Raw genomic sequence first — 25532 nt, 5'->3', positions numbered from 1 at the left:
AATAAAGGTAATTAATTTAAACTTAAAAATATAAATAATAAAGAGAAAGGAGTGTCGTTCTATGCAGTTACAAACATACACTTGGAAAAGTTATATGTTTCTCATTGTAAGTATATTCGTTACTATTAATCTCTTTCTCTTCGCACCTATTTTAGACAGAGTTGGAGTAGAATATGTCGTGCCTTTCGCCTACTTCATATTAGCTTCCGCTGTTATAGCAATCCTTTTAGCAATCATCTCTTTTTGTAGCCGAGCTGAGAAGAAAATTTTAGCCATTATCGGTTTATGTTTTACTCTATTTAACACAACAATTATTTTATTTTTCCTTTGGTTTGGTTACCATTTCGCTTAAGTGAAATATAAATAAATTCCATAAGCCACAAATAAAATTAACAGAATAGAAATGCTAAGTACCGTATATATGATCCATTTTACATTTGAACTCATATAATCTCCCTTCTCATTTCATAATAATTCCAGTATATAACAAAAAAGCATTGGATACCCAATGCTTTTTTACACTTACGCAAATAAAGATGTATTCGCATATAACGCTGGTGAACCACCTGAATGTACGAATAAAATGTTGTCTTCTTTATTAAATGTACCTTTTTTAATTAAGTCGATTAGTCCCGCTACTGCTTTACCTGTATATACTGGATCGAGTAAAATACCTTCAGTTTTCGCAAGTAATTGAACTGCTTCCACCATTTCTGGTGTTGGTAACGCGTAACCTGGTCCTACATATTCATCAAAGCATGTAACAGCTTCGCGCGGGATAAAGTTCGGAATACCAACGTGAGCTGACGTTTCCTCTACAAGTTTTGCTACTTTCTCTTCTTGTTCTGCTTTTCCTCTACTTACGTTGATTCCGATTACAGGAATGTGACTTTGTGTTCCAGCAAAACCAGTAATTAAACCAGCGTGCATACCAGCACTACCACTTACACAAACAACTGTACTGAAATCAATTCCTTGGTCAAATGATTGTGCCATAATTTCTTGCGCACAAGCAACGTATCCCATTGCACCAGTAGGATTTGATCCACCAACTGGTATGACATATGGTGTATTACCTTTTTCACTTACTTCTTTCGCTACTTTATGCATCTCTTCCATAAGATCTGCTCCGTTTGGTACAACAATTACATTTTCAGCACCTAGTAAATGATATAAGAAATAGTTTCCGTTAAAGTCTGGCTTCTCTTCTGGCTCAAGCCCTTCTTCTAATACAAGGATACATTTCATTTTTTCTTTTACCGCAGCTGCCAGTGTTAGACGGCAATGATTTGACTGAATACCACCAGCTGTAATTAACGTATCTGCACCTTTTGCCTGTGCATCTGCAACTAGAAACTCTAACTTTCTCGTCTTATTACCACCAGCTGTTAAACCAAGTAAATCATCTCGTTTAAAATAAATAGTCGGCCCACCAAGTGCTTCAGAAAAATTGTTTAATTTTTCAATCGGAGTATATGACTCTGTATATTTTTTCCTCGGAAATTTAGCTAAATTCATTAATAACGCTCCTTTTGTACTTCTTTCACAATGTATGTAACGATACTATTATTACATGTAAAAATGTTGAAGTCATCTTTCTGAGTGAAAAATGTGTTGGGATTTGGTTTTTGTGAATGGAATTGTATTAATAATTTTAACCTCAATACGGTACGTGAAATTACATTAATAACTTTCACTTTATTTCGGTACATGAAGTTTATATGAACGATTTTTTCAAATATATCGTCCATAACTTGAAATATATCGACTTACCGATAAAAAACGACAACACAAAAGAGCCCACTTATTAAAAAGTAGGCCCTTACTAATCACTTATTTGCCGAAAACCGAAGAAGCTGTGTTAATCCTGGCTCTAAATTCATTTCACCTTTATGGCGTACGTATACAGTCTTGTTCCCATCAAATTTTGGTGGGTTTCCTGGATTATACGTATTCCACTCACTCGTTCCTTCTACAGAGTACTCCATATATTCCGTTGCACCGACAATTACATTTTTACTATCGTCAGCTGTTACATTTGGTGCCATTTGTGCGACTTTCGCATCACTAATTAATAGCTTCTTTATATCCTTATCACGTTTATAATCGTAAGCTGTTACCATTACATCGTTACCATATGCTTTCACTTGTAATCCTTGTTTAAATGAATATCCATCTGGAGCAGTCTTCTCTCCGCCATTTGGTCCAGCTGACATCCAGCCTGTTTCAATCCCACCCGTATTTACAACTGTAAATCCTTTTTCATCTCCGCCTGCAATTTTCTTTTTACCAGCCCAGTCTGGTAAGTTTAAATCCCAATGCGTATGACTCGTGAAGAAAACAACTTGCGGATAGTCTTTTAATATATCGTACAATTTATCCACGTTTAAATAGTCATTTAAATACGGTGATTGTCTCGATCCAGATACTGTATCAGGTAAAACGTGATGAGAGAAAATGAAGATTGGCTTATTTTTATCTTTTTGACTGTACTCTTCTAAATTTTGTTTTAACCAACCTAATTGCTCATCACTCATAAATACTTCATCCCACATTTTTGAATCGTGGTATTTCATATATTTTTCAGTTCCTAAAAATAAAAGCGGATAACCGTCTAATTCTTTTTTATGATATACCTTTTCTTGCCCGCTAAATTGTAAGTAGCGGTTAAATAGCGTTTCTTCCGTTACACCATTTGGCCATGTATTTTGAGAGAGCTTTCCATCAGCTGTCCATTTACCAGCGTAAAACTCATGATTCCCAACAGTTGACCATACATTTTCTGGGTGCTTATTTTTGTTTAACACACGCTTCACATCATCGTATTGTGATTGTTGTCCCGTTGGCGTTATATCCCCATTCATAATAAGCGCTCTAGAAAGTGGCGTCACTTTGTTCATATCTTTTAACACATGATCAAAGTCTCCTAAATCCCCTTGAATATCACTAATAACGTTAAAAGTTGTAGCTGATTTTCGGGTTTGCTCTTTCCCTTCCGCATGTACTGAAAATGTCGGTAATAATGCCGCCATAACAGCTAACGAAGCAACTGCCTTTTTCATACAAATTCTCCCCCTAATAATAGAATGTATAAACTGACATGTTCTACTTGCTCTTAGGTGCTTGTCCAATTCACATTATAGGGAGGGATTGTAAAGATAGATGACGTTAAAAGTTAAGTGTTTTTTAAGAGATTTTGTCGTTTTTTGCAAACCACAATTAGCGATTTACGCCAATCTAGCTTTCTAGCTTTTAACATTACATAAATGTAAATTTTGATGTTAAATCTTTTCGTTTCATACATTGTTTTTTATTACTTCTAATTTTCGGGAAAAATCCACTAATTAATAATGTTATAATCCATACCATTATTAGAATAAAATTTATTGTATTACCGGAATTTAAGCTGAAAACTCTCCACAAATAGGCAGCACAAAAAACGAGGATAGCAGTAATAATAAGTAAAAATGTCCTAACTACTAATCCGATGTAGGATCTCTTCTCTTGCTTAAAAATGAAAGTTCTTCTACCTTTGTACAATCTAATTACAAATAGCAGCAAATATAAACCAAGTGTGGCTCCAATAACAATTGATGTAATAGAGTTGTTTTTTCTCTGCTCAGCTAGAGAGAAGTAACTTTCGGGTAATTTTCCAGTTTCATGTTCAATCCATGCATGGTAAATATCCTGTCGTAAGTCTATACCACCTTCACCATTTGTAAGGATTACCAATCCATCCTTTGTATTAGGAATGAAACCATAAAAAGAATGCCAGCCTCGATTGTCACCAGAATGATAAAGTAATTTCCATTGATTAGATAGTTTTTTTTCAAATATACCTAAACCATTCTCCCCTAATACCGGCTTTTGCATTTCTTCAACACGTTCACTTTTGATGACACCATTCCCTTTATTATGTGCATCCACGCTTGCAAGTATCAATGTCATCATATCCGTAACATTTGTCTTGAGGCCTGCAGCAGCCTGTTCGGTAAATTGGTAACTAGGGAGCTCCTCTCCAAAATATCCATAAGCTTTCGAAAGGTTTTGGTTTTCAGGACGTTGTAAGAATAAACTAGATTTCATTCCTAAAGGTTTCATAATTTGTTCTTCCATATAATGATCAAACGGTATTCCGGTAACCTCTTCAATTACAAGTTGTAAAATTGTATATCCTACACCAGAGTATATTGCTTCTGAACCTGGTTTATTGGTAACTTCCACTGGTTCATTAAGCCATCCTTTTCCAGACAAAGACTCCTCGATAGAGTCAAGATGTTTCCCTGGTGCAACCCCGAGGTATCCTTTATGTGCAGACACCCCTGCTGTATGACTTAACAATCTTCTTATTGTGACTTCATTATTATGAAACTCTGAATTAGATAATTTCCATTTGGTCAGATATTTTTCAGCGGGATCATCTAGTGATAAACGTCCTTCATCTACAAGATGCAAGATTCCCCACGCTGTAAGGCTTTTAGATATGGAACCAGCTTGAAATAATGTATCCTCATTCACCGCTTTTTTTGTCTTTTTATCTACATAACCGTAGTTTAGTGTATAAGTAATACGCCCCTCATGTACAATCCCTATTGCAACCCCTGGCACCTCATAATTCCCCTGCCATTTTGGCACATGTTCATCCAGCTTTTTTTTGAAATCCTCTATACTCCTATCAGTCAACGTACTCGATTCTGCCCTCACCACATTTGTAAACCATGCTTCATTCGTAATAAATATACAAATGATGAAACATAAAATACTTTTGCATATTATCGATGCTTTTTGTCTATTCTTCATTTGCTCTACCCCTTTTTCAGAATATTCTACCCATCAATCAGAGTATCCTATTCTAATATCGCATTCTATCGATTTTTATTACTTAACCTTACAAAATTGTAATGAAAATCAAAGTTCTACTATTATTGTCCTTTATCCGCGGGCAATGAGATTCATAAAAAAGATAGACATGCAGTTATATTTATAGTTTCAGTTAATGTCCCTAAAATACTAGTTTGGTTAATTAGATATATTCCACACTACAAATGTTTATTTTATAAAAAAAGAACCTCACACATTTTGATTAAAATGTGTGAGGTTCTTTCGTCTTCCTTAAATTCCCATGAAAAAGATTGATTATTTTATGTAACCTACTTACATAAACGTAGTTTTTACCTTTTCAAATTTTCTTCATTTAATCCAAATAACTCTTGTAAAATAAAACGCCCATCTTTTCTTATCAATACATCATCAAACCAAATTTCACCACCGCCATACTCTGGCCTTTGAATGTTTACTAAATCCCAATGTATCGCTGATGTATTCCCGTTATCTGCGCCTTGTAACGAATCTCCAATTGCTATATGATAACTACCATTTATTTTTTCATCAAATAACGTATTATTCATCGGGTGTAATATGTAGGGATTAAACGCTAGTGCAAATTCCCCTATATATCTTGCTCCCTCATCCGTATCCAAAATTTGATTTATTCGCTCTGTATCATTTGCATATGCCTCTATTATTTTCCCTTGTTTCACATGTAACTTTATATTTTGAAACGCATAACCTTGTTGAACGGATACTGTGTTACATGTTATTACTCCATTTACAGAATCTTTGACAGGTGCTGTATATATTTCGCCATCAGGGATATTATCCGTACCATCTCCCTTTAAAACGCCTATTCCTTCAATGGAAAACTCCAAATCTGTTCCTTCTCCAATAATCCTCACTCGTTTTGTCCTTTCCATTAATTCTTTTAATGGCTCCATTTCTTTTGACATATTGTTGTAATCTAGCGTACATACATCATAGTAGAATTTTTCATAAGCCTCCGTGCTCAGATTTGCTTCTTGCGCAGAAGCCGCATTTGGAATGCGAGTTGTCACCCATCTCGTTTTATACACAGCTTCACTATGAGCTTTTCCAAATATCTTTTGATATAACTTCATTTTTTCTGCTGGTACATCTGCTAATTCATATGCATTTCTAGGGCTTCGGAGATTAATATACACTTGCATCTTACTTAATCGGTAACACTCCCAATCTGCTAACAACTTAAATTGTTCTTCAGATCCTGACAAAATTAATTGCCTCGTTACAGACACATCGCGCATTGATACATGCGCATATCCACCTGCTTTTTCTACGGACTTAATAATTTCACGAACGACTGCGGGATCTATTTCTGTAACACTTTGGATCAACACTTGATCACCAGGCTGTACTTTTGTAGAATGATTGACTAGTACATCTGCTAATTTCGATAATCTCTGCTTCACTACACCTCTCACCCTTTCATTTCCGTTTCAAAAACTGAAAAAAGAGAACTACTCTTTTAAGCACTTCTCTCTTTCATCCAAACGATACATATAAAATAAATTATTAAAAATATACTATATAAACCCCATAACATAGGTAGTGCAGCTACACTTAAATAAAGAGTTCCAGGTAACAAGCAATCCTAAAAGTCTTTTTGTTTAAAAGCGATGTTTTTTTGCCATCGGTTCTATATATATATTTAATATCCACATTAATACTTTCCATACCTTTTGTTGGCTAGGTGGTAGATGATCGTTATATACATAACTGTATTCAATCTCCTGTGTTGCACCACGATTTCGTTTGAACTCTCCAGCCCCAGCACTACAATGGCAAATTAAATCTTTTTCGATAGAATCCATTGTAATAAGGAGGGAAAGTATACGGTATAAACCTTGTTGCTGGTCAGAGTTTGTATTATAGCCAAGGATCGGCGTTGTCATAACTCCATCCCGAATAAAATAAGCAATAACACCATCAATTGTATCCCCTTTTTTTATGGCCTTTATCTCAAATAAACGATGCTGAAGAGCATTCCATAAATAAGCGGGTGTAAACATTGGGTTATGGGCGGAATATTTTTCGATATATAGTTGGTTGTATAAATGGGAAATTTGTAAAATATCCTCCTTTGTTAATTCTTCATTCGTAATGATTTCATAATTGCTTTTCTCTAATAAGCTTTTATCGTTTAATAAGTCTTTTCGTTTTTTTCGATTCATTTTTTTATAGTGTTTCGGATCAAATAAGTATATAGAACGAGACATAATTTTCTTGTAACCTACTGTAGATAGTGCTTCTGTCGTTACAGGATATAATGCATTATTTAAAGAGCGAAATAAAATTGTATGCTCTGGAAATTTCTCAACAAATAGATTTGTAATTTGTTCGATTTGTCGTTCGTTGATAGAGTGATAAAGGTTTGTTGAAAGCATCCAATTATTTACGACAATTACTTTATTAATATTCGTTTGTCGTAGCCAACTTCCCATAAGATGAATCGGATAGGTTAATAGCTTCTCTAGCCACGGTTTTTTCAACTCCCATAGCTCTTCTAACGCATAAGATACGTAATGTGTATAAGGAGAACATACATATGAATTTTCGAACTCTGCGTTATTAAGGGTAACTGGCAAGATGAGATCATCGATTTCTAATAGAAAGAGCTCCGTGTTAACATTTTCAATACATGCTGTAACGCCCTTTTGAAAAAGAGGCAGGAAACTATCTCGCACATATGCCCCATCTTTTTTTGATTCCCAATCAATGCTATGCAAGGAATGAACATCGTGTAACTGAATCATTTATGTTCACCACGCCTTACAAGACTTTCTATTCTTTTTAATTTTTTATCATATACTTGAATATCGTAATGGGAAAAGAAAAAATGTGGTATCGCACACTTTTTAGTAGACCATAGTGTATGTAACTCTTTCATTACATTTGATTTACATAATTCCAGATTTTCAGGTAGTGCTTTAAGTTTAATTTCAATTTTGTCTACGCTATGCTGTATTACTTTAAATTCTTGAATGTCACTAGATGCAAACAAAATTGCTCTTCTAATGAAATCTGGAAAAATAGATATTTCTTTATTATCCAATTCACTTATTCCAATAAATATATCGTCACATCGACCATCAATTCGTTCTAGCGCTAAAAAAGGTGAACCACAGCTGCACGGCGTTTTCTTCTCAATTAATATGTCATTGAGACGATAGCGTATAATCGGCTGTGTTTTCCTCATGAAATCAGTAATAATGGGAACGAATATCCCTTTCTCTTGATCTAAGTATTCTTTTTCAATATGAACGAGATCTTCATTAATGTGTAACGTCCCCTGCTTGCAGGTGGTAGCAAGAAAACCTTCTGTACATTGGTAAACTTGGTGTACTGTTTGCTTAAAAGTTGCACAAATAAACTCTCTATCAATATCTTCAAGCACTTCTGCTACAGAGATAATTTTCTTAGGACAAATCGTAATGAGTCCTTCTTGCTGCCAGTCAGCAATGTTCCGTAACATAGACGGGGGTGCAATTAAAATAGAGGGCTGTATTTCATTTAATCGCGTGATATGCTGCTGAAACGAATCTAGTAAATCAAAAAAATGAAATGAGATTCGCTTATTTTTTGTCGCTTCGTATAAATTGCTATTTGCACGTAAGAAAAAAGCAATCGTGTGTTTATGTAGAATGCTAGAAGGAAGCACCTTTCCAATAATCGAGCCAGCCCACAACGTTTGTTCTTCCTCAGAAACGAGAAAAACCCCACGATTTCCACTAGTACCTGATGATAAACCGACAGTTATATTACGAATGGTTGGTGAGAAATTCCGGGTCTTTTCTGCTTCAAATGCTACATGAAACGCTTCTTCCTTTGAAATATGGGCTGTATTTAATATATCAAAATGTTCCATCATTACTTCTTTATCAATAATAGGAAGCGCAGCCAAATTCCCCTTTTGAATTTCATTTGAAAACGGCGTATATAATTGGCGATAAAAAGGAGACGCCTCTATCGTAAACAAAAGATGTTTTTCTATTTGTTGTTTATGAAACTGTTCCAACTGTTTACGATTTGAAAATCTCGAGCCATATTTTGTTTTCAAGTATTGCTTGAGAATTCGTAGTTTATTCATAGTACACCCCTGCTTTAATTTTATCCCATGTATGTTCACAATGAGTTGGTACAATTTCAATCTCAGGTGATGTTTGTGATAAATGGTGTAACTTCTCAATATTCTTTCGGTAAGATTTTGGATCGCTCGTTAAAAGGTTGGCAATCTTACTAGGAAATACAAGGTTTTGATACGTTTTACTTAGCCACACTGCGTCTGCACAAAGAAAAACAATTTTATTACTCTGCAAATGGACGAATATACCAAATTGACCAATTGCATGTCCTGTTAAGTCAACAGCAAATAATGAGCCATCATCAAATACATCATACCCCTCTTCAAACTTTCCATATGTAGAAGGTAAGTTTTGCGGTGGAGTTTGATCAATGAATGACATCCTCTTCTCTAAATCCACCGGCAGTGTATCTTTTAGACACCCTTTTAATAGAGCACCAAATTTACTTCTCTTTTTAATATCCTCATAAGCTTTTGCGAAGGTTAATATTTTCGCTTTTGGAAAGTCAGGTAAACCAGCTGTATGATCGCCATGAAAATGAGATAGAATAATATATTTAATTTCTTCTGGCTGAATACCATCAAGAAGAAGTTGCTCTTTAATAGATTGCTCTTCCGTAAAATGAACAGGCGTAAGTTTTGCATATACAGAGTAAGGGAATTTTTTTGTCGCCTCTTTAAAATGTCCCGCATATCCAGTATCAAATAAAATATATCCTAATACTGGATGCTCGAGTAACCCTACTGTAGCAGGAAAGCATATTTGTTTCCAACTTCCCTTGGAGTATGCAATTTTTTCTGGATGTGTGCAATATCCTGTATCATATAGCTTTAAAGATTTGATTTTCATTGTATTTTCCACCAGTCTACAAATTTTGTAATTCCTTCTTCTATACTGATCTTTGGAGCATATTCTAGTTCTTCTTTAGCTTTATCAATATTTAATGTCTGGCTTTTTGAAAGGACACTAACAGTATATTTTGTGAGAATAGGTTCTTTTCCGAATAAAATAGTTTTTGAGATTCCTTCTAGTATAGCAGCTAGTGAAAAAGCGGTTTTGTAGGAAATTTTTTTATATTTTACTTCCTTATCAAGACGCTTCATTACATTTTCTATAACCTCATATAAATTTACACGCTCGTCATTTGTTATATTGTACTTTTGCCCTAATGTATGTTTTGGGGAATGCATACAAAGAAGTAAAGCATCTACAACATTCTCAACATACGTAATATCAACAAGAACATCTTCAGTACCAATTCTCGGTAAAGCACCCTTTTCACATACTTTAATAAGACGCGGAAGAATCGCATTATCTCCTGGTCCGAATAAAGCGCGCGGGCGTATTGTGATAACTGGTAAACCATGCGCGAAAGCTTGATCAATAGCTTGTTCAGCCATGTGCTTCGTTGTTGCATAATGATTTACAAATGTATCAGGAAGTTTCGCGTTTTCAACTACATTTTGTCGCTCATCATAATAGAAATAAATACTTGGTGTTGATACGTGGATCAGGCGTTTTATACCGTACTTTTGACACCCCTCGATAATATGTTTCGTTCCTAACACATTCGCATTATAAAAATCTTCATATTTGCCCCAAGGGGAAGAAAGTGCGCCGCTATGAAAGATGTAATCTTTACCTTTACAAACTTGTAGCACACGATCCCTGTCTTCAAGAGGACAATGAACAAACTCAATTCCATTTTGTTCTAATACCTTACCGATTGTTTTATTTCTTCCCGTTGCCGTTACTTCATGGCCCATATTTTTCAGTCGAAAGGCGAGTTTTTGTCCTAGAAAGCCCGTTCCACCAGTTACTAGCATTTTCATAAATCTTCACCATCCCACGATATGTCATATGTTGTTTGTTCTAAAATAGTCCGTTCCTGTTTATAACTTTCACGCCACAATTTATACATGCTAAAAAACTGATAAAAAAATGGTTTCCAATCATTGTGGCGATAAACGATATCTGGATAAGAGCATAGAACTTTTAACCATCGCTTACGTTTTTGTTTACTTTTTAAATAAGGAAATCCATATAGAAGCATCGCTAACCGAATTGCACACTCAGAGTTTGGTCTTGGAATGAGTGTATTGTTTACCTTTTCATGAAAGAAGGCCGGCAATATTTCCTCATCGAATAAATGTAATCCACTTGTAGTACGTGGATTACATTCAATCGGAATCACATCTCCATCCTCTGTAACGATAAAATCAAAAGCAATTTGTCCTGAGAAATTTAGCTCTTTTACAATATGTCTCACAAACTGATCAATTTTAGGTTGATTCATATGCTGAAACGCAATGGTAGCACCTAAACCTGCCGTAAATTCCGTTTTATACGTAGCGTGAGCTAATACTTCCCCAGATTGTGCGATACTGTAAGAACAATGCTGCGTTCCTCGTATAAACTCTTGCATAATATAATTCGACTTATCTATCATGCTTTCTTTTAGAGCATCCTCTTTTGTAATAAATTCCACTTTATCAGAAAAACGGGAGAAAATCGGCTTTCGTACAAAAGGAGTATGAGCTGGCGTTTTGTGCATCATTGAACGTATCGCTTCTTCATCATCTATTCTATATGTTGCAGGTACTTGCCACCCTAAATTCGCTACGAACTGAATAAATTCCCACTTATTATGCAGTAATGATAGCTTTTGAAAATCATCTACTAATACATGGCAAAATGCGCTTAATTCTTCTCTATATTTAGATATATAAAACACTTCTTCACAAGTAGGAATAAGCAAATCCACATTGTGACGTTTAATAATGGATAGTAGCGCACGGATACTTTCTTTTGTTTTCCACTTTGGAGAAGGAATTTCATAAAAGTAATCCGTACTCTTTGAAACTTTACTTAATGGATACGGAATACTATCTGCAATAATAACGGTATGTCCAGCGTTATGAAACAGTCTGCATACATGCAGAGCTGCTGGTGCACGTGCCCCTGTAATTAATACTGTTTTCTTAGTATTCAAGAAGGATGCCCCCGATAGAAAGTCCTGCAGAAGTACCTAATAGTAGTATTTTATTTCCACGTTGCACTTTCTTTTGCTTAATCGCCTCGAAAAGAGCGACTGGAATAGATGCGGAAATCATATTACCGTAGTCTTCAAAAATGGTCATAAAGCGTTCTTCATCAACCCCTAATTTTTTACGAATGAGTCTCATAGCTGGTCCACTTGCTTGGTGAGGAACAATTAAATCAATATCGGCTAGCGTATAACCAGTATCCATAAGTAGCTTGTCAATAAACTTCAACAAATACTTAGAAGATAGTTTAAAAATGGCTCTTCCATTCATATCGAACAAGAAGTCTTCTTTTCGTTCCTCACTATACTCGCGAGGATGAATCATCGTTCCACCGCCACGAATTTCTGATAAATGCGCACCAGAGCTATATGTTTCCATATGGGAAGCAATAATAGAAGATGTATGATCGCCTTTTGTTATAACAACAGCTGCCGCACCGTCACCGAATAAAATACTGCTTTCATTTTGTCCCCAATTTAATCCAACAGAAGAAATTTCAGAAGAAATAATAACAACATTTTTGTATCTCCCGCATTCCATTGCGTAAGAAATTGTATCAAGTGCTGTTATGAAACTTAGACATGTTGAATTGATATCAAAACATGGAATACCAGAATGCTGTAGCCCGAGCTGTTCTTGAATAAGTGATGCTGTAGAAGGAATCGCTTGTTGAATCGTTCCGCTTCCGCAAATAATACAATCGATATCATCCCAAGTTAACTTCGCATCTTCTACAGCTTTTTTTGCAGCTTCTGCCCCCATATAAGAAGACGTTTCCCCATCAACAAAATATCTTGTTTTTACCCCAGCTTTTTTTAATGTCCAGCCTTCTGGCACATGTAGCATACGATCTATTTCAAAAGAATCTACCTTTCGTTTTGGAAGATATGTGCCAATTCCTTTTATACTAATATACCTTTTCATTCTCTATCGCCTCTTAATCTTTTTATAAATTTAAAAATCATATACATCTAAACATTGTTGTGGATACATACAGAAAGTATTTTTATAAAATCCTGCTATCCCCTTATGTACTTCTAATCATATTTCTCTTCAAAAAAGAGCAAGCTCTCTACTTGAGAACTTGCTCTTTTTGCATGAGAATTCTTCAAATACATACTCTAGAAAAAAACTTTTATAACAATTTAATTATATTATAACAATTATCCGAAAATATTTAATAGTATTTTTTGTAAATAAAAGTGAAAATGTGGTATAAACTTACGTGAGAGGATCGTTTATTGAGCAGCAAATATACACATATGGAGTGTACATACAACTCATTTCAACATCTTCTTTTCCCTTTTTGTTTCCATAAAAAAATAATTTATATAATTAAATTGGCGGAGCTTTAAGTGATACTGCATAAAACAAACATATCTACCATCACTAAATTTGCTTTCCTTGTCTTTCATAAATGCATCACTATGTCCTATAATACTTTCCATTCCTGCTATTTATATCTTCCGCTCCATACAGAGCCCTCTTTGGATTTATAATAATCAGAAAAACTGCAACTACTAAATAAAAAATCGCGTTATACATAATTAAATCGTTTAAGTTTCCTTTTATAATCCCAATAAAGAAATTAAAAAATTGATGAATGATGATTGGGATAATTAAATTCTGATTTAAATTATAAAATGCAGTCATAACGATTTTTATAGATATGATAGAGATCATAAAAAATAGAATATATTTAATTAGGTCCATGCCTACAAATCCTGTAGTAAACCAAATAGGTAGGTGCCACATTCCCCACCAAAACCCTATAATTAGCGAAGCTATTAACGGTGAATACCTCTTTTGGAGTTCAATTTGCGCAAAACCTCTCCATCCTATCTCTTCTCCCAATGGCCCCGCAAGAAAGTTTTTAACAAAGAAATAGATTAGCATTCCCCGTGAAGTGACAGTAAAAATAGAGTCTACTTCACTATTTTTAGACACGACAAATAAAATCATTAAAAATATGAAAGTTTGAATCACACTCACAACAAGTATTACAGAAACTTTAAGTTTATTTTTGAACTTGTCTTTTACAAATTGTATAAAGCTCTGCCCTGGATAGATTTTTTTAAATAGTACGGCAAAAGCAAAAGTTGAGGACCAAGACGATATACAAAACATTACATCAAAAATCCATGTAGGAAATTCCAACATACTTATAGCACCTACAAGCAAGAAAAGCGGCAAAAAAATGATATTGGTTAATACAATAAAACTCGCTACTGGTTTTGTTAGTTTCTTTTCTCTATTCATGCACAATCCCCATTTCAAACTAAGTATTTCGTAAACATAATAGTATTTATATTTACAGATACTTTCAGCTTAAACCTGGGGGTTACTCACAGGTCAATACATGTCTGCATTATTTTACAGGTGCATAAATTTCTAAAAATATACGTTCAAGTTCCTCTTCATATGTGGTAAGTAATATATTTATATACACTAGACCAAAAAGTTCATACCCTTGTTCTATCGCTGCTTTTCTTAAACTGGATTCCACATTATCATCAATACTTTTTCCACCAGTTGACCATCTTCCATCTTCAATAACTGTATAAATACATTTTGGATGCGATAGAATTTCCCCTTCTAACTCTTTATCAAAGTCTTCTACTTTTCTTACGATTATAAATTTATCTTCTATAATACCTTCTTTATTAAAACTTATAACTCTTCGTAAAGATGTTAAAGTAACTGCTTTTTTTAAACTATCCGTATTCTTTTTCAAAGATTCATATTCATCATACGCAGTAAAATGCTCTATTTCTCCTTTTACTTCTAAAGGTTTCATTTCTTTTATTACGTATTCCCCTAAAAATTTCTTTATTTTTTCACAATCTTCTTGTACAATTTGAACCTTTTTTAAAAGAAGCTTTTTATATTCTATCTCCTCTAAAACTTCTTGTTCTTTCTCTTCCAACAATGATTTTATTCCCTCTATACTCTTACTTTTTCTTAATTCCTGAATTTTTTTTATTTCGATATCCATTTCCCTATAGAAATTGACCGTTGTTATATCATATATATCAAAATGATTATATTTTCTATATCCATTTTCAACATTTTGCTTCGGCTTGACCAAATCCTTTTCCTCATAAAACTTCAAAGTATCCCTAGATACACCTAAAAATTTCGCGACTTGTCCAATTGTGTACATTACGTTCTCCTTTAGCATTACTACTTAATTTATTACATTCATACTTCATATTCTTTACATTATCGAATTTCCCTTCCTAGTTAATATTTCCCCCTTGTTCTCCCACAAAAAAAGACACAGAGATTCCTCCCCATGCCTACTAACCCTCTACTTCTTCACCGCATGCACATAATGTACCGTCTCAAAAGCTTTTAAATAATCGTTTCGTCCTTCAAAGTATAATGTATGAATATCCTCAGGTGATAAATGCTCATAAATGAGTAAGCCCGCCTTCTCTAACAGTGCTTCCATTTCGGTATAAGAAAAACACGATTTCATCGGTTCTCCGCCTACTGTAGCCATTTTAACCATATTTCCCACTCGATTGGACAGTCCCTTTTCCGTAAATAAGTTTTCATCCGGATAATCGAATACGATAGAGCTCCCCTCTGGAACCATCTCGAATAAATTTTTTATTAAACTAGAAAGCTCCTCCTTCGTTAAATAGTACGTAACACCTAATAGGCTAAAGAAAGTCTTTTTATTTTCAAATCCTTCATTTACTAATTTTTGCTTCGAGAAATCTTTAGTAAAATCCATCGAAATAAAATGAAGGTTGTTTGGAATTTCATACTCTATTTCTTTCACTCTTTGTATTTTAAACGCTTGCGTATAAGGGTGATCCACTTCAAATATTTCAATTTTATTTTCTAATTCTCGATGTCTAAAACTAAATGTGTCTAAGCCCGCACCGAGTATGATGTATTGCTTTGCGCCTAATGCAATTTCATGTAGTAATACTCTTTCACAATATGCTGCGCGTGCCAAAGGTGTTGGTGATAATTGAACTTGTGTAATCCATTTTAATATTTCTTTCGGATTATCTCGAAACCGCTCAGCAATGTCTGTATTGAAAAAACGGATCCCTTGAACCATATTCGTTTCAATATCGTTACGTTCTTTTTGTGAAATAAAATCTTTAGCTACATAATCATCAAAGATTTTAGGACGATCAAATTCACTATGATACGCCCTTCCGAATGCTGATACTAACGACGTTACACTTGCTTCACCTTGTTTCACGCACATACACTCTCCTTCATTTTCACAACAAAAATAGGGTTCCCCTGGCCAGGAGAACCCTATTTTACACTTTATTTTCACATTGGTAAATTATAGCATAAATAAGTTTTTTTGTCAAGTTTTCAGCCTGTTACTACTCCAACACTTTGTATATACTCTGGCAGGAAAATTGTCGATCCACACAGAATGTTCCAAATTATAACAATACAAATGGAGGCCAATATGAAACGATTCGTCATTATTACCGTAGGAAAAACACACAGCGGAAAAACTACATTTGCTAAAGAACTAGAAAAAGAGTTACCCCACTCTTTCGTTATGGATCAAGATAACCAAGCAGAATTTATTAACACGCATTATGCAAAATTACAACCGGTTGAAGGCGCCAATACCTTTAAACACGGTCTTTCGAAATTCATTGTTGATTATGCGAAAGAACATACGAGTTTACACCTTATTATTAGTAACTCAAATAGAAGCCGAAACGGCCGGATGTATTTACTCAATGAATTGTTTCAAAAAGAAGAATATGTACGCATACTCGTTCATTTTGACATTCCAGATGATGTACTTTACGAAAGAGTAGCTCGAAGCACGCGAAGTACGAATATTTTTAGAGGTGGTTATTCTAGTTTCAAAGAAGTACTTGATCGACAACAGTCTGAATCACTTCAAGAAGATGTGGTAGATCCTATAGAAAACGAGGCTGATTATTTGTTTGTTATTCGTAATCGTAAGGATGTAAACTCTACTATAGAAGAAATTGTTCATCTAGCTAAAGATCTCTCCCCTACCCAAAAATAATAGACTATAAGTATTACATAATGATAGATTATTATGCAAATACTTCCTCTAGACATCGTACATGGTATATAATGATAAGATAATCTACTTCTATATGCTCAATTTTACACAAAACAGTTCATGCATATGAAAGAAAAGAGGTATAAAAATATGAAAACAAAACAAACAATCGCTGCGTCTACACTAGCTTTAGCAATGATTGCTGGCGCAAACTCTGCTCATGCGGAAGTAACTGATGCTACTCCTCAGCAAAGTACGGGAGATCGATTAGCTGAAATTAAGCAACATAGACAAGAGTTAGATGCGAAATTGCAGCAACACAAAGAAAACGTGGATCAAACATTGAATGAACTTAACAAGGTTAAGGAAAATGTTGATACGAAGGTTAATGAACTACATGAGCGTAAACAAGTTGCTGATGAAAAAATTAACGAAATGAAACAACGTAAACAAGAGTTAGATGCAAAACTTCAGCAAGACAAGCAAATCGCCGAAGATAAAATCGCTGAAATTAAAGAGCATAAAAAACAAGTAGAAGATAAAGTTGCTGAAGTGAAAGAACATAAGCAAAATATCGATAATAAGGTTAATGAGATTAAAGAACATAAACAAACTGTCGATGAAAAAGTGAATGAAATTAAACAACATAAAGAAAATATCGATCAAAAGGTTAATGAACTTAAGGAAGTTAAAAAACAGGTAGATGAAAAATTAGCTGAGTTAAAGAAAGCGAAACAAACTGCTGAGGACAAACTTGCTGAGCTAAAAGAAAACAAGCCGAATACTGGAAACACGTTAGAGGAACTTAAGAAAATTAAAGGCAATTTAGATAGTCTTTCCGCTAACTTAGAACTAGCTAAACAAGATGTAAAAAACAAACTAGCTGAATTACAAAAAGCTAGAGAAGATTTACTAAATAAAATTAACGAAATGAAACAAGCGAAACAAACTGTTTCAGACGATTTAACAAAGAAAAAACAAGACTTAGATATTAAAATCAACGACTTTAAACATACTGAGAAAAAAATTGATGACAAATTAGCTGAGGTACATACTACGAAGCAAAATGTAGATAACAAAATTAATGAAGTATCTCAAGCGAAACAAACTGAAACAAAGACTGGTACTACAAACACAAACAATAATGCTAGAGAACTCCCTAACGCTGGTAGTGAGCAATCAAACAATATGGCTTTAGGTATGTTATCTGTCTTAGGCGGCGTTTTATTAGTAACACGAAATAAAATTAAAGCGTTATTCTCAAAATAAGGCCCTTATAACTATATTTTATAAAAAGGACAACCGCACATTTATGTGCGATTGTCCTTTTTCTTTATATTAACTTCCCATCTCTAAGCGTCAATATACGATCACATACATCAAGCATTCTTTCATCATGCGTAATCATAATTGCTGCTTTTTGACTTTCTTTCACTTCACGTTTCATCATTTCTACAACTTCACGTGCGCGTTTTGAGTCTAAGCTTGCAGTTGGTTCATCCGCTAATATTAAGTCTGGGTTGTTCATGAACGCACGAGCGATTGCTACCCTTTGTTTTTCCCCACCAGATAGTTGATTTGGATAATGATTTTTTCTTTCACCTAATCCAAATGCCGCTAATAAATGATCCGCACGTTTTTCTGATTCTTGTTTGTTTTCTTTTTTAAGCTTTGCAATATAAAGCAATTGCTCTTTTACATTTAAATATGGAACAAGATTTGCGAATTGGAAAATGAAGCCGATTTTTTTCAAACGAATGTCTGTCATTTCCTTTTCTGATAACTTCGTAATATTTTGCTCACGAATGTAAATATCCCCTTTTGAAGGTGATAATAATGCACCTGCGATTGATAATAACGTACTTTTCCCTGATCCAGAAGGACCGACGATTCCGATAAATTCTCCAGCTTTCACATCAAGCGACATCGGATGAAGGGCTGTTACTTCCGTATTCCCTTCTCCGTACACTTTACTTACTTTGTCTAATTTTAATAATGAAGTCATTACATTCCGCCTCCAATTGCTTCTAATGCATCAACTTTTAATACTTGGTATAACGAAATAAGTGTTCCTAAAATACTAATTACGATGAAGATTGCTGCATATTGTGCAATCATCGGTGTTGTTAATAAGAACGGCATACCCGCTGGTAAAATTTGTTCTAATCCTTGTACAAGAACAATACTGATTACCATCGCAACGACTGATAAGAATAACGCCTGCACGACTAAGCTATTTGCTAAATAAGAGTTTTTTGTACCGATTGCTTTTAATACACCTAATTGCTGTGTTTTTTGCAATGTAATGACGTAGAAGAATACACCGATTAGTAACGCAGCGATAACAAGTAAGAATGCAATGATCATCGTTAATGTTCCTTGCTCCTCTTTAAATCCGGGAATACTTTGTAGTACTTCTTTTTTGTCGATAACATGTGCATTTTTAATTTCTTTATCTGTATTCAGCGCAATCGCACTATAATCTTTTTGGTTTGGTTGTGAAATAGCTCCCCATACGTCTTCATTTACATAAACGACTGGTGTATGGCTAAACATTTGATCTTTCGTAAATCCAACGATTGTAAATTCTTTCTTTGAAACAGGATCAATAATTGTATCTCCAATATCGATTCCTTTTTCTTTAATTGATTCATCAGCAACCATTTCGTTGTTTGCTGTGCCTAATTTCTCACCTTTTACAATTTTCGGTTCTAAAAATGAATCACGTTCACTTGCGAAAATAGCGACATCCACTTTTTTCGAACTATCTTTCTTTTCATAAGTTGAAACTTTCACACGAAACGGAACGGCCTCTTTCTCGCCTACTTGATTTACTACGTTATCTACATCTTCTTTCTTAATTTGTGAACGAAGTAATTTATTTTCCGCATCATCCGCTAATACAAATTTATTTGCCTCCATATTTTGAATCGATGAAGCATTATCATATGATAATCCATTTGCTAATCCTGAAATAACAAGAACTAAAAATGATAATAACACCATAATAAGTCCGATTAATCCATATCTTAATTTTGATTGTTTTAATTCACGCAGAGCTAAAAACATTTCGCTCGCTCCTTCCTCTTACTTTCTATACGCTTATCATAAAAAAGAAATATGAACGGAATATGAACAGAAGATTACAGAGGAGAAGATTTAATTTTCGGAAAGTATTGAAAACAATCAGAATCCTTGATACAATTCAGTCAAATAATCTTGACCGAGTAATTTTATTTGAGGAGTTGATCTTGTTGAAGCCCATGTTAACAATAACTACTTATAGCCAACTAAAAGCAATAAGCGATCCACTTCGTGTCGAAATGATGATGCGTCTATGCGAACGTCCTTATACAGGACAACTACTATCTGATAAATTCGGCATTCCAAGGGCTAAAATTCATTATCATTTAAAAGAATTAGAAAAGAATGGTTTTATAGAAATTGTTTATACAGAAGAAAAGAATGGCATCATTCAAAAGTTTTATCAATCTGTCGCTAGAGGCTTCACCCCTGCCGCGGACCTATTACCTCATTTAGAAATATTAAGCGAATCAGGTCGCCAAATCTTTTTACAAATGACGGAAAGAACGAAAAGCCATATTCTCGCTGCACCAGAAGAAGCTTTTACATTACGAAAAGTAAGCGAAGATCCAGCTGAGTGGAATTATGTTTCATCTTGCTGGGAGTTTGATGCCACGCCAGAACAATTTCAAGTGTGGGTGAAAAAATTTCATGAATTAATGGCTGAATTAAATGATATCGCAAAAGACGCGGATAAAGATCCAAATAGTAAATCTTATTACATTTCTACTACTGCACTACAAATCGATGAAAAAGCAATGCAGCGCTTTGTGAAAAAAGAAGAAAAATCGTAATACGATTTTTTTTACTTAAACGGTCAAATTTATTTTACCAAATAATTTTTTTATAAAGGAGTAGATTAAATGGACATATTAAAAAACCGGAATTTCCTCTTATTGTTTTTAGGGAGAATTTTTACAAACATAGGAGATAGCTTGTATTATGTAGCTGCGATGTGGCTCGTATATAAGCTGAGTGGTAATCCTTTTTATTCTGGATTGGCTGGTTTTCTTACATTATTACCTTCTGCATTACAATTTCTTACTGGTCCATTCGTTGATAGATGGTCAATAAAAAACACCCTCGTCATTACACAAGTTCTGCAATGCATGCTTATTTTAATCATTCCTATTACACACTACTTCGATCTATTAACAGTTCAACTACTACTCATCATCATGCCCATCGTAGCCTTTATCGAACAATTCGCCTATCCCGCACAATCAAAAGCTTTACCACTTCTACTTCATAAAACACAACTATTAAAAGGAAATTCACTCTTTTCATTTGCGTATCAAGGCATTGATTTAATTTGCACGACGATTTCTGGCATATTAGTAGCACTACTTGGCGCAATCACTTTATATGTAATTGACTCTATTACATTCGCGATTACTGCCCTTTTGTTCTTTTCATTGAAAATGCCAAAGCAAGCAGAAACCAATACATCACTTTCAACTAAACAATATTTCTCTGATTTAAAAGAAGGTTTTTCGATCGTCTTCCGTTCATTAATGGGCGTATTCTTAATCGGTTCAGTAGTCGCTAATTTTTCAATCGGTATGACGATGGCGATACTCCCTTCTTTCGCTGATTCTTTAGGAGGCGTGAAATCATATGGCTTCTTTTTAGCCGCTATATCAGCCGGCAGTTTAATTGGAGCATTATTCAGTTCATGGGTTGGTAAACGTAATGTTGGCCGTGTCTCTATTATTGGCTTTGCGACTGGTGCTATGTTTTGGTTTCTCTCTACGATCGTACCGTTTCAGTGGTTGTCTATTCTCTTATTCGGTCTAGCCTGGATTCCAATTGGTGCAACCAACATATTATTTGCGACAATTAGTCAAATTGTAATTCCAAATCAGTATATTGGACGCATCAACTCAGTCATGCGAAGTATGGGCACAATTGCTATGCCGCTTGGTTCTTTAATTGGTGGTTACGCCGCAAATGTATTTAGTAGCCAACTCATTTTCGCGCTCGCTAGCATCGGTATTTTATTTATTTCTCTCGTATGGCTACTTCATCCAAAATTACGAGCATTGCCGAAAGCTGATAAGATTACAGCGGATACTTTTGGGGTTCGGTTTAAAGTAGAGCGTGGGAAAAGTACAGTTTTATAGCAGAAGTGGCAGTACGTGAAATTTATATCAGCGATTTTTCAAATATGTCAGCTCAACTCGGATTATATCGGCGATTTTCATAATATATCAGCGATTTTCCGATTATATCGACTTATCGACAAAAAACGACCAAAAGAAGAGGCTGTTCCCAAACGGCCTCTTTTATCTATTTCGGAAGCTCCACCTGAACAGTCGTCCCTTCCCCTTTCGTACTATAAACTGAAACTTTTCCGTTATGCAGTTCCACAATTTTCTGCACGATTGATAATCCTAAGCCACTACCTTCTACGTTTCTCGCTCTTGCAGTATCTACTTTGTAAAAACGATCAAATATACGGTCCATTTCTTCTTTTTCCATACCAATTCCGTTGTCTGATATAGAGATCATCACACTTGATTCTAATTCTTCTACAACAAATTCAATCGTTCCAGCGTCGTTTGAAAACTTAATGCTATTCGTAAAAATATTACTCCATACTTGATGAAGTAAGTTTTCATCGCCTTGTATTGTAATATCCGGCACATCAAATTCAACGGCGATATCTTTTTCACGCCATTTCCATTCGAGCATAAAAATGACGTCTTTAATTTGCTTTTGTAGATTGAATTCTTTTATTTGTAATACTTTTTCTTCTTTATCTAAAGAAGCGAGCGTAAGTAACTGTTTACATAAACTAGACATTCGCTTACTTTCGCCCTCAATAATTTGCAAGTAATGGTTTCTTTCTTCCCCACTCATCTCTTCTGACTGTAACGTTTTTGAGAACCCTTGAATAGAAGAAAGCGGCGATTGGAATTCGTGAGAAACGTTAGAAACAAATTCTTGTCTCATCTCATCTAATTCTTTAATACTTTTCGTCATTTTTTGAAAATTAGTTGCTAATGTACCAATTTCATCTTTTCGATTTCCATCTAATTCGATATCATATTCACCACTTGCAATCTTTTGCGTCGCTTTCGTAAATGTACGAATGGGACGAACGATATAACCTGCTGCAATCGCAATAAAAATAATACTTAATAAAACGATAAACCCTAGTAATACCGCTAGAAAAATTCGCATCTCACCAAATTGTTGCTGAATGTCAGGACGAATGAATAAAGCGTACTGTTTATCACCGTGTTTTACCGGCACACCGACACTATTAATTAATTCATTATCGAAAAACCCCGTAATAAAGAGGCGTGTTGGATATGTAGAAACGCCGTTAAACGTTTCCCCTTGCAACACTTTATGAACAGTATCATCGCTAATAGAAGTCTTACGAAACGCATTGCCAATACGCTTTCCATTCTTTTGATCATCGACAATATATATTTCATATCCTAATTTCGCGATAGACTGTAAGTACGCCTCTTTGTTTTCTTCACTTTGCTTTTCATATAACGCTTTAACTTCTTCCGCATACATTAAAATCTTTTCACTATTGTACGGTTTTAACTTCACTTGATAGTACACATTCGTTAATAAAAAACCGATAATACTGCTAAGTAACATGATTCCAACCGTCATAAAAACAAATCTAGAGTATAGTGATTTCATTTTATTTCAACTCCAACTTATAACCGAGTCCGCGTACTGTCGTAATTTGAAAATCATCTGTTCGTTTTGAAAAACGATCTCTCAGTCGCTTCACATGGACGTCAACCGTTCGTTCGTCTCCTTCAAAATCCATTCCCCATACTAATTCAATTAGTTCTTCTCTTGAAAATGTCCTTCCAGGATAACTAGCCAGTTGCGATAACAACTCAAATTCTTTTAATGGAAGCAGAATCGTTTGACCGTTACACTTCACTTCAAACCCTTTTCGATCAATAGTCGTTCCGTGCAGCGTAATCATATCAGCACTCAGCATTTGATAACGGCGCAATAAAGCTTTCATACGGAAAATGACCTCAGCTGGCTCAAATGGTTTTACAATATAATCGTCCGTACCAGAAATGAATCCTTTTTCTTTATCAACTAACTGATCTTTCGCAGTTAATAAAATAACCGGTATATCATGATACTTCCGGATTTCTTCACATAACGTATAGCCATCAACAAACGGCATCATAATGTCTACGATCGCAAGGTGAATATTCTCTTTCTCTAATACGTCTTGCGCTACCTTTCCATCTTCTGCTTCAAAAACTGTAAACCCCTCTTTTTGTAAATGGTAATGTAACAACTCTCTAATATGCTTATCATCATCAGCTAATAAAATATGTATCATCTTCATTAAACCCTCTCTTGTTCATCCTTCTACATTTCTTACATTAAGAAACAATTGGTTTTTTTGCAAGAAAAAGAAAAACAAACCAACATTTTAAGATAAATAAAAAGAATCTATTTTGAAAAAAGATTATTCAAAATAGATTCTTACGTTTTAGTATTAAGATTATTTTAATGAAAAGTAATTTCTATGCTTTAGAAATATCAACGAATCCTTCTCCAAATACGTCACGAACATCGTGTATAGCAATGAACGCAGCCGGATCTGTAGTTTGAACAATCCGTTTTAGCTTGACTACTTCTTGCTTATTAATAACAACATAAAGAATTTCCTTCGGCGTTTTCGTGTAATAGCCATGACCTGAGTACACAGTAACCCCTCTGCCCATTAAGGTAGTTACCTTCCCGGCAATTTCATTCGGGTTATCAGAAATAATCGTAATGGCTTTCTTCGGATTTAAACCTTCAATTACAAACTCCATCACTTTTGTTGCTACATATAGCATAATAATTGTTATCATCAGTTTTTCTGCACCAATGATGAAATAAGATGAAAATGCAACGATTAAATCGAAGAACAATAAACCATAGCTAATGCTCCATCCTAAATATTTATGCGTCATCCTTGCTAAAATGGTAGTACCTGCTGTTGTTCCGCCAACTCGAATAATAAGACCAATCCCGCACCCAATAAATATTCCTCCGAAAATGGCATTTACAAGCATTTCATCCGAAGTAATCGTCCAACCTTCTGTCAAATGAAGAAATAGCGAGTTCGTAACTACAGCGATAATCGTATAAATTGTTGTAATCTTATTTAAAAATTTATAACCAGCTATTAACAAAATCGCATTTAAAATTAAGTTAACTAAGCCTGGTGACCATTCAAATAAATAATACGTAATAATCGTGATACCAGTTACTCCACCCTCACCAAACTCGTTCGGGATAACAAACAAATTGACACCTAACGCAAAAAGAAATGCACCAATAATAATAAAAATAATGTCTGTCGTTCTTTTTTTCATACAGTACCTCACTTCTTATGTAAATATTTATTCTGTCATAAACTCTCAC

Annotated in this window: 23 protein-coding genes; 5 read left to right on the top strand and 18 right to left on the bottom strand. The window is 34.6% G+C overall.

Annotated features, from left to right (window positions below; all coding sequences use genetic code 11):
- Positions 1-61 precede the first annotated feature (61 nt).
- Positions 62-352, top strand: a complete 291-nt coding sequence (locus AC1Q8N_RS00365) for a hypothetical protein (protein ID WP_098048354.1) — start codon at positions 62-64, stop codon at positions 350-352.
- Between the two features lie 170 nt (positions 353-522).
- Here AC1Q8N_RS00365 and cuyA read toward each other — a convergent pair whose 3' ends face one another.
- The 13 genes from cuyA to AC1Q8N_RS00300 form a co-directional block, all read right to left on the bottom strand.
- The gene (gene cuyA / locus AC1Q8N_RS00360; RefSeq protein WP_001046585.1) at positions 523-1518 is read right to left on the bottom strand and encodes a D-cysteate sulfo-lyase; all 996 of its coding nucleotides are present in this window, start codon (positions 1516-1518) and stop codon (positions 523-525) included.
- A gap of 311 nt (positions 1519-1829) precedes the next feature.
- Positions 1830-3062: a DUF4073 domain-containing protein gene (locus AC1Q8N_RS00355; protein ID WP_098048353.1), complete on the bottom strand. Its 1233-nt coding sequence runs from the start codon at positions 3060-3062 to the stop codon at positions 1830-1832.
- A 196-nt stretch (positions 3063-3258) separates the two neighbouring features.
- Positions 3259-4800 carry a serine hydrolase domain-containing protein gene (locus tag AC1Q8N_RS00350; protein WP_404519689.1) on the bottom strand — a complete coding sequence of 514 codons (1542 nt, stop codon included), beginning with the start codon at positions 4798-4800 and terminating at the stop codon, positions 3259-3261.
- 371 nt (positions 4801-5171) lie between these two features.
- Entirely contained in the window at positions 5172-6284 is a 1113-nt protein-coding gene (locus AC1Q8N_RS00345; protein WP_098077675.1) for an aminopeptidase, read from the bottom strand.
- 198 nt (positions 6285-6482) lie between these two features.
- A complete protein-coding gene (locus tag AC1Q8N_RS00340; RefSeq protein WP_098079603.1) occupies positions 6483-7628 on the bottom strand; it encodes a hypothetical protein in 1146 nt (381 codons plus the stop codon).
- A complete protein-coding gene (locus AC1Q8N_RS00335; protein ID WP_098079602.1) occupies positions 7625-8962 on the bottom strand; it encodes a F390 synthetase-related protein in 1338 nt (445 codons plus the stop codon). Before AC1Q8N_RS00335 ends, AC1Q8N_RS00340 begins: the two co-directional genes overlap by 4 nt.
- A complete protein-coding gene (locus AC1Q8N_RS00330) occupies positions 8955-9806 on the bottom strand; it encodes an MBL fold metallo-hydrolase (RefSeq protein WP_098079600.1) in 852 nt (283 codons plus the stop codon). The genes AC1Q8N_RS00335 and AC1Q8N_RS00330 overlap by 8 nt, the downstream gene beginning before the upstream one ends.
- Positions 9803-10789 (bottom strand): NAD-dependent epimerase/dehydratase family protein, encoded by a 987-nt coding sequence (locus tag AC1Q8N_RS00325; protein WP_098048349.1) that lies wholly within the window; start codon positions 10787-10789, stop codon positions 9803-9805. Before AC1Q8N_RS00325 ends, AC1Q8N_RS00330 begins: the two co-directional genes overlap by 4 nt.
- Positions 10786-11949: an ATP-grasp domain-containing protein gene (locus AC1Q8N_RS00320; RefSeq protein ID WP_141520042.1), complete on the bottom strand. Its 1164-nt coding sequence runs from the start codon at positions 11947-11949 to the stop codon at positions 10786-10788. The genes AC1Q8N_RS00325 and AC1Q8N_RS00320 overlap by 4 nt, the downstream gene beginning before the upstream one ends.
- Positions 11939-12928: a beta-ketoacyl-ACP synthase III gene (locus AC1Q8N_RS00315; protein ID WP_098577292.1), complete on the bottom strand. Its 990-nt coding sequence runs from the start codon at positions 12926-12928 to the stop codon at positions 11939-11941. The genes AC1Q8N_RS00320 and AC1Q8N_RS00315 overlap by 11 nt, the downstream gene beginning before the upstream one ends.
- 501 nt (positions 12929-13429) lie before the next feature.
- Complete coding sequence (locus tag AC1Q8N_RS00310) at positions 13430-14263, bottom strand: CPBP family intramembrane glutamic endopeptidase (protein WP_048544795.1); 834 nt, start codon at positions 14261-14263, stop codon at positions 13430-13432.
- A gap of 109 nt (positions 14264-14372) precedes the next feature.
- On the bottom strand, positions 14373-15167 hold the full coding sequence (locus tag AC1Q8N_RS00305) for a MerR family transcriptional regulator (protein ID WP_098577291.1): 795 nt from the start codon (positions 15165-15167) through the stop codon (positions 14373-14375).
- Positions 15168-15314: 147 nt separating this feature from the next.
- Positions 15315-16235, bottom strand: a complete 921-nt coding sequence (locus AC1Q8N_RS00300) for a class I SAM-dependent methyltransferase (RefSeq protein WP_493520984.1) — start codon at positions 16233-16235, stop codon at positions 15315-15317.
- 216 nt (positions 16236-16451) lie between these two features.
- On the opposite strand from AC1Q8N_RS00300, the gene AC1Q8N_RS00295 reads away from it, so the two are divergent.
- Both AC1Q8N_RS00295 and AC1Q8N_RS00290 read left to right on the top strand, forming a co-directional pair.
- Positions 16452-17033, top strand: coding sequence for an ATP-binding protein (locus AC1Q8N_RS00295; protein ID WP_142346286.1), 582 nt, complete (start codon positions 16452-16454; stop codon positions 17031-17033).
- A 150-nt stretch (positions 17034-17183) separates the two neighbouring features.
- Entirely contained in the window at positions 17184-18302 is a 1119-nt protein-coding gene (locus tag AC1Q8N_RS00290) for an LPXTG cell wall anchor domain-containing protein (protein WP_048566079.1), read from the top strand.
- 64 nt (positions 18303-18366) lie between these two features.
- Here AC1Q8N_RS00290 and AC1Q8N_RS00285 read toward each other — a convergent pair whose 3' ends face one another.
- Both AC1Q8N_RS00285 and AC1Q8N_RS00280 read right to left on the bottom strand, forming a co-directional pair.
- The gene (locus tag AC1Q8N_RS00285) at positions 18367-19038 is read right to left on the bottom strand and encodes an ABC transporter ATP-binding protein (RefSeq protein ID WP_000202604.1); all 672 of its coding nucleotides are present in this window, start codon (positions 19036-19038) and stop codon (positions 18367-18369) included.
- Positions 19038-20102, bottom strand: a complete 1065-nt coding sequence (locus AC1Q8N_RS00280; RefSeq protein WP_098048344.1) for an ABC transporter permease — start codon at positions 20100-20102, stop codon at positions 19038-19040. Before AC1Q8N_RS00280 ends, AC1Q8N_RS00285 begins: the two co-directional genes overlap by 1 nt.
- A gap of 185 nt (positions 20103-20287) precedes the next feature.
- On the opposite strand from AC1Q8N_RS00280, the gene AC1Q8N_RS00275 reads away from it, so the two are divergent.
- The gene (locus tag AC1Q8N_RS00275) at positions 20288-20911 is read left to right on the top strand and encodes an ArsR/SmtB family transcription factor (protein ID WP_088122595.1); all 624 of its coding nucleotides are present in this window, start codon (positions 20288-20290) and stop codon (positions 20909-20911) included.
- Between the two features lie 69 nt (positions 20912-20980).
- Positions 20981-22240, top strand: a complete 1260-nt coding sequence (locus AC1Q8N_RS00270; RefSeq protein WP_493520983.1) for an MFS transporter — start codon at positions 20981-20983, stop codon at positions 22238-22240.
- 166 nt (positions 22241-22406) lie between these two features.
- On the opposite strand, the gene AC1Q8N_RS00265 is transcribed toward AC1Q8N_RS00270, so the two are convergent.
- The 3 genes from AC1Q8N_RS00265 to AC1Q8N_RS00255 all read right to left on the bottom strand — a co-directional run bounded on the left by AC1Q8N_RS00265 (position 22407) and on the right by AC1Q8N_RS00255 (position 25483).
- Entirely contained in the window at positions 22407-23783 is a 1377-nt protein-coding gene (locus tag AC1Q8N_RS00265) for a sensor histidine kinase (protein ID WP_048544781.1), read from the bottom strand.
- A gap of 1 nt (position 23784) precedes the next feature.
- Positions 23785-24462: a response regulator transcription factor gene (locus AC1Q8N_RS00260; protein WP_088110328.1), complete on the bottom strand. Its 678-nt coding sequence runs from the start codon at positions 24460-24462 to the stop codon at positions 23785-23787.
- Between the two features lie 181 nt (positions 24463-24643).
- Positions 24644-25483 (bottom strand): YitT family protein, encoded by an 840-nt coding sequence (locus AC1Q8N_RS00255; protein ID WP_000747489.1) that lies wholly within the window; start codon positions 25481-25483, stop codon positions 24644-24646.
- Between the last annotated feature and the right edge of the window lie 49 nt (positions 25484-25532).

This window comes from Bacillus sp. GW823-FHT06B01 (assembly GCF_058952315.1).
The sequence above is the reverse complement of the archived record's forward strand: the minus strand, read 5'-3'. Positions and strand labels throughout refer to the sequence as shown.

Bases quoted from the DNA above. Each gene is read 5' to 3' on its own strand.
- AC1Q8N_RS00340 (WP_098079603.1), bottom strand. From the start codon at position 7,628: ATGATTCAGTTACACGATGTTCATTCCTTGCATAGCATTGATTGGGAA.
- AC1Q8N_RS00260 (WP_088110328.1), bottom strand. From the start codon at position 24,462: ATGAAGATGATACATATTTTATTAGCTGATGATGATAAGCATATTAGA.
- AC1Q8N_RS00265 (WP_048544781.1), bottom strand. From the start codon at position 23,783: ATGAAATCACTATACTCTAGATTTGTTTTTATGACGGTTGGAATCATG.
- AC1Q8N_RS00350 (WP_404519689.1), bottom strand. From the start codon at position 4,800: ATGAAGAATAGACAAAAAGCATCGATAATATGCAAAAGTATTTTATGT.
- AC1Q8N_RS00280 (WP_098048344.1), bottom strand. From the start codon at position 20,102: ATGTTTTTAGCTCTGCGTGAATTAAAACAATCAAAATTAAGATATGGA.
- AC1Q8N_RS00255 (WP_000747489.1), bottom strand. From the start codon at position 25,483: ATGAAAAAAAGAACGACAGACATTATTTTTATTATTATTGGTGCATTT.
- AC1Q8N_RS00305 (WP_098577291.1), bottom strand. From the start codon at position 15,167: ATGTACACAATTGGACAAGTCGCGAAATTTTTAGGTGTATCTAGGGAT.
- AC1Q8N_RS00365 (WP_098048354.1), top strand. From the start codon at position 62: ATGCAGTTACAAACATACACTTGGAAAAGTTATATGTTTCTCATTGTA.
- AC1Q8N_RS00295 (WP_142346286.1), top strand. From the start codon at position 16,452: ATGAAACGATTCGTCATTATTACCGTAGGAAAAACACACAGCGGAAAA.
- AC1Q8N_RS00315 (WP_098577292.1), bottom strand. From the start codon at position 12,928: ATGAAAAGGTATATTAGTATAAAAGGAATTGGCACATATCTTCCAAAA.
- AC1Q8N_RS00335 (WP_098079602.1), bottom strand. From the start codon at position 8,962: ATGAATAAACTACGAATTCTCAAGCAATACTTGAAAACAAAATATGGC.
- AC1Q8N_RS00325 (WP_098048349.1), bottom strand. From the start codon at position 10,789: ATGAAAATGCTAGTAACTGGTGGAACGGGCTTTCTAGGACAAAAACTC.
- AC1Q8N_RS00285 (WP_000202604.1), bottom strand. From the start codon at position 19,038: ATGACTTCATTATTAAAATTAGACAAAGTAAGTAAAGTGTACGGAGAA.
- AC1Q8N_RS00355 (WP_098048353.1), bottom strand. From the start codon at position 3,062: ATGAAAAAGGCAGTTGCTTCGTTAGCTGTTATGGCGGCATTATTACCG.
- AC1Q8N_RS00310 (WP_048544795.1), bottom strand. From the start codon at position 14,263: ATGAATAGAGAAAAGAAACTAACAAAACCAGTAGCGAGTTTTATTGTA.
- cuyA (WP_001046585.1), bottom strand. From the start codon at position 1,518: ATGAATTTAGCTAAATTTCCGAGGAAAAAATATACAGAGTCATATACT.
- AC1Q8N_RS00270 (WP_493520983.1), top strand. From the start codon at position 20,981: ATGGACATATTAAAAAACCGGAATTTCCTCTTATTGTTTTTAGGGAGA.
- AC1Q8N_RS00300 (WP_493520984.1), bottom strand. From the start codon at position 16,235: ATGTGCGTGAAACAAGGTGAAGCAAGTGTAACGTCGTTAGTATCAGCA.
- AC1Q8N_RS00330 (WP_098079600.1), bottom strand. From the start codon at position 9,806: ATGAAAATCAAATCTTTAAAGCTATATGATACAGGATATTGCACACAT.
- AC1Q8N_RS00290 (WP_048566079.1), top strand. From the start codon at position 17,184: ATGAAAACAAAACAAACAATCGCTGCGTCTACACTAGCTTTAGCAATG.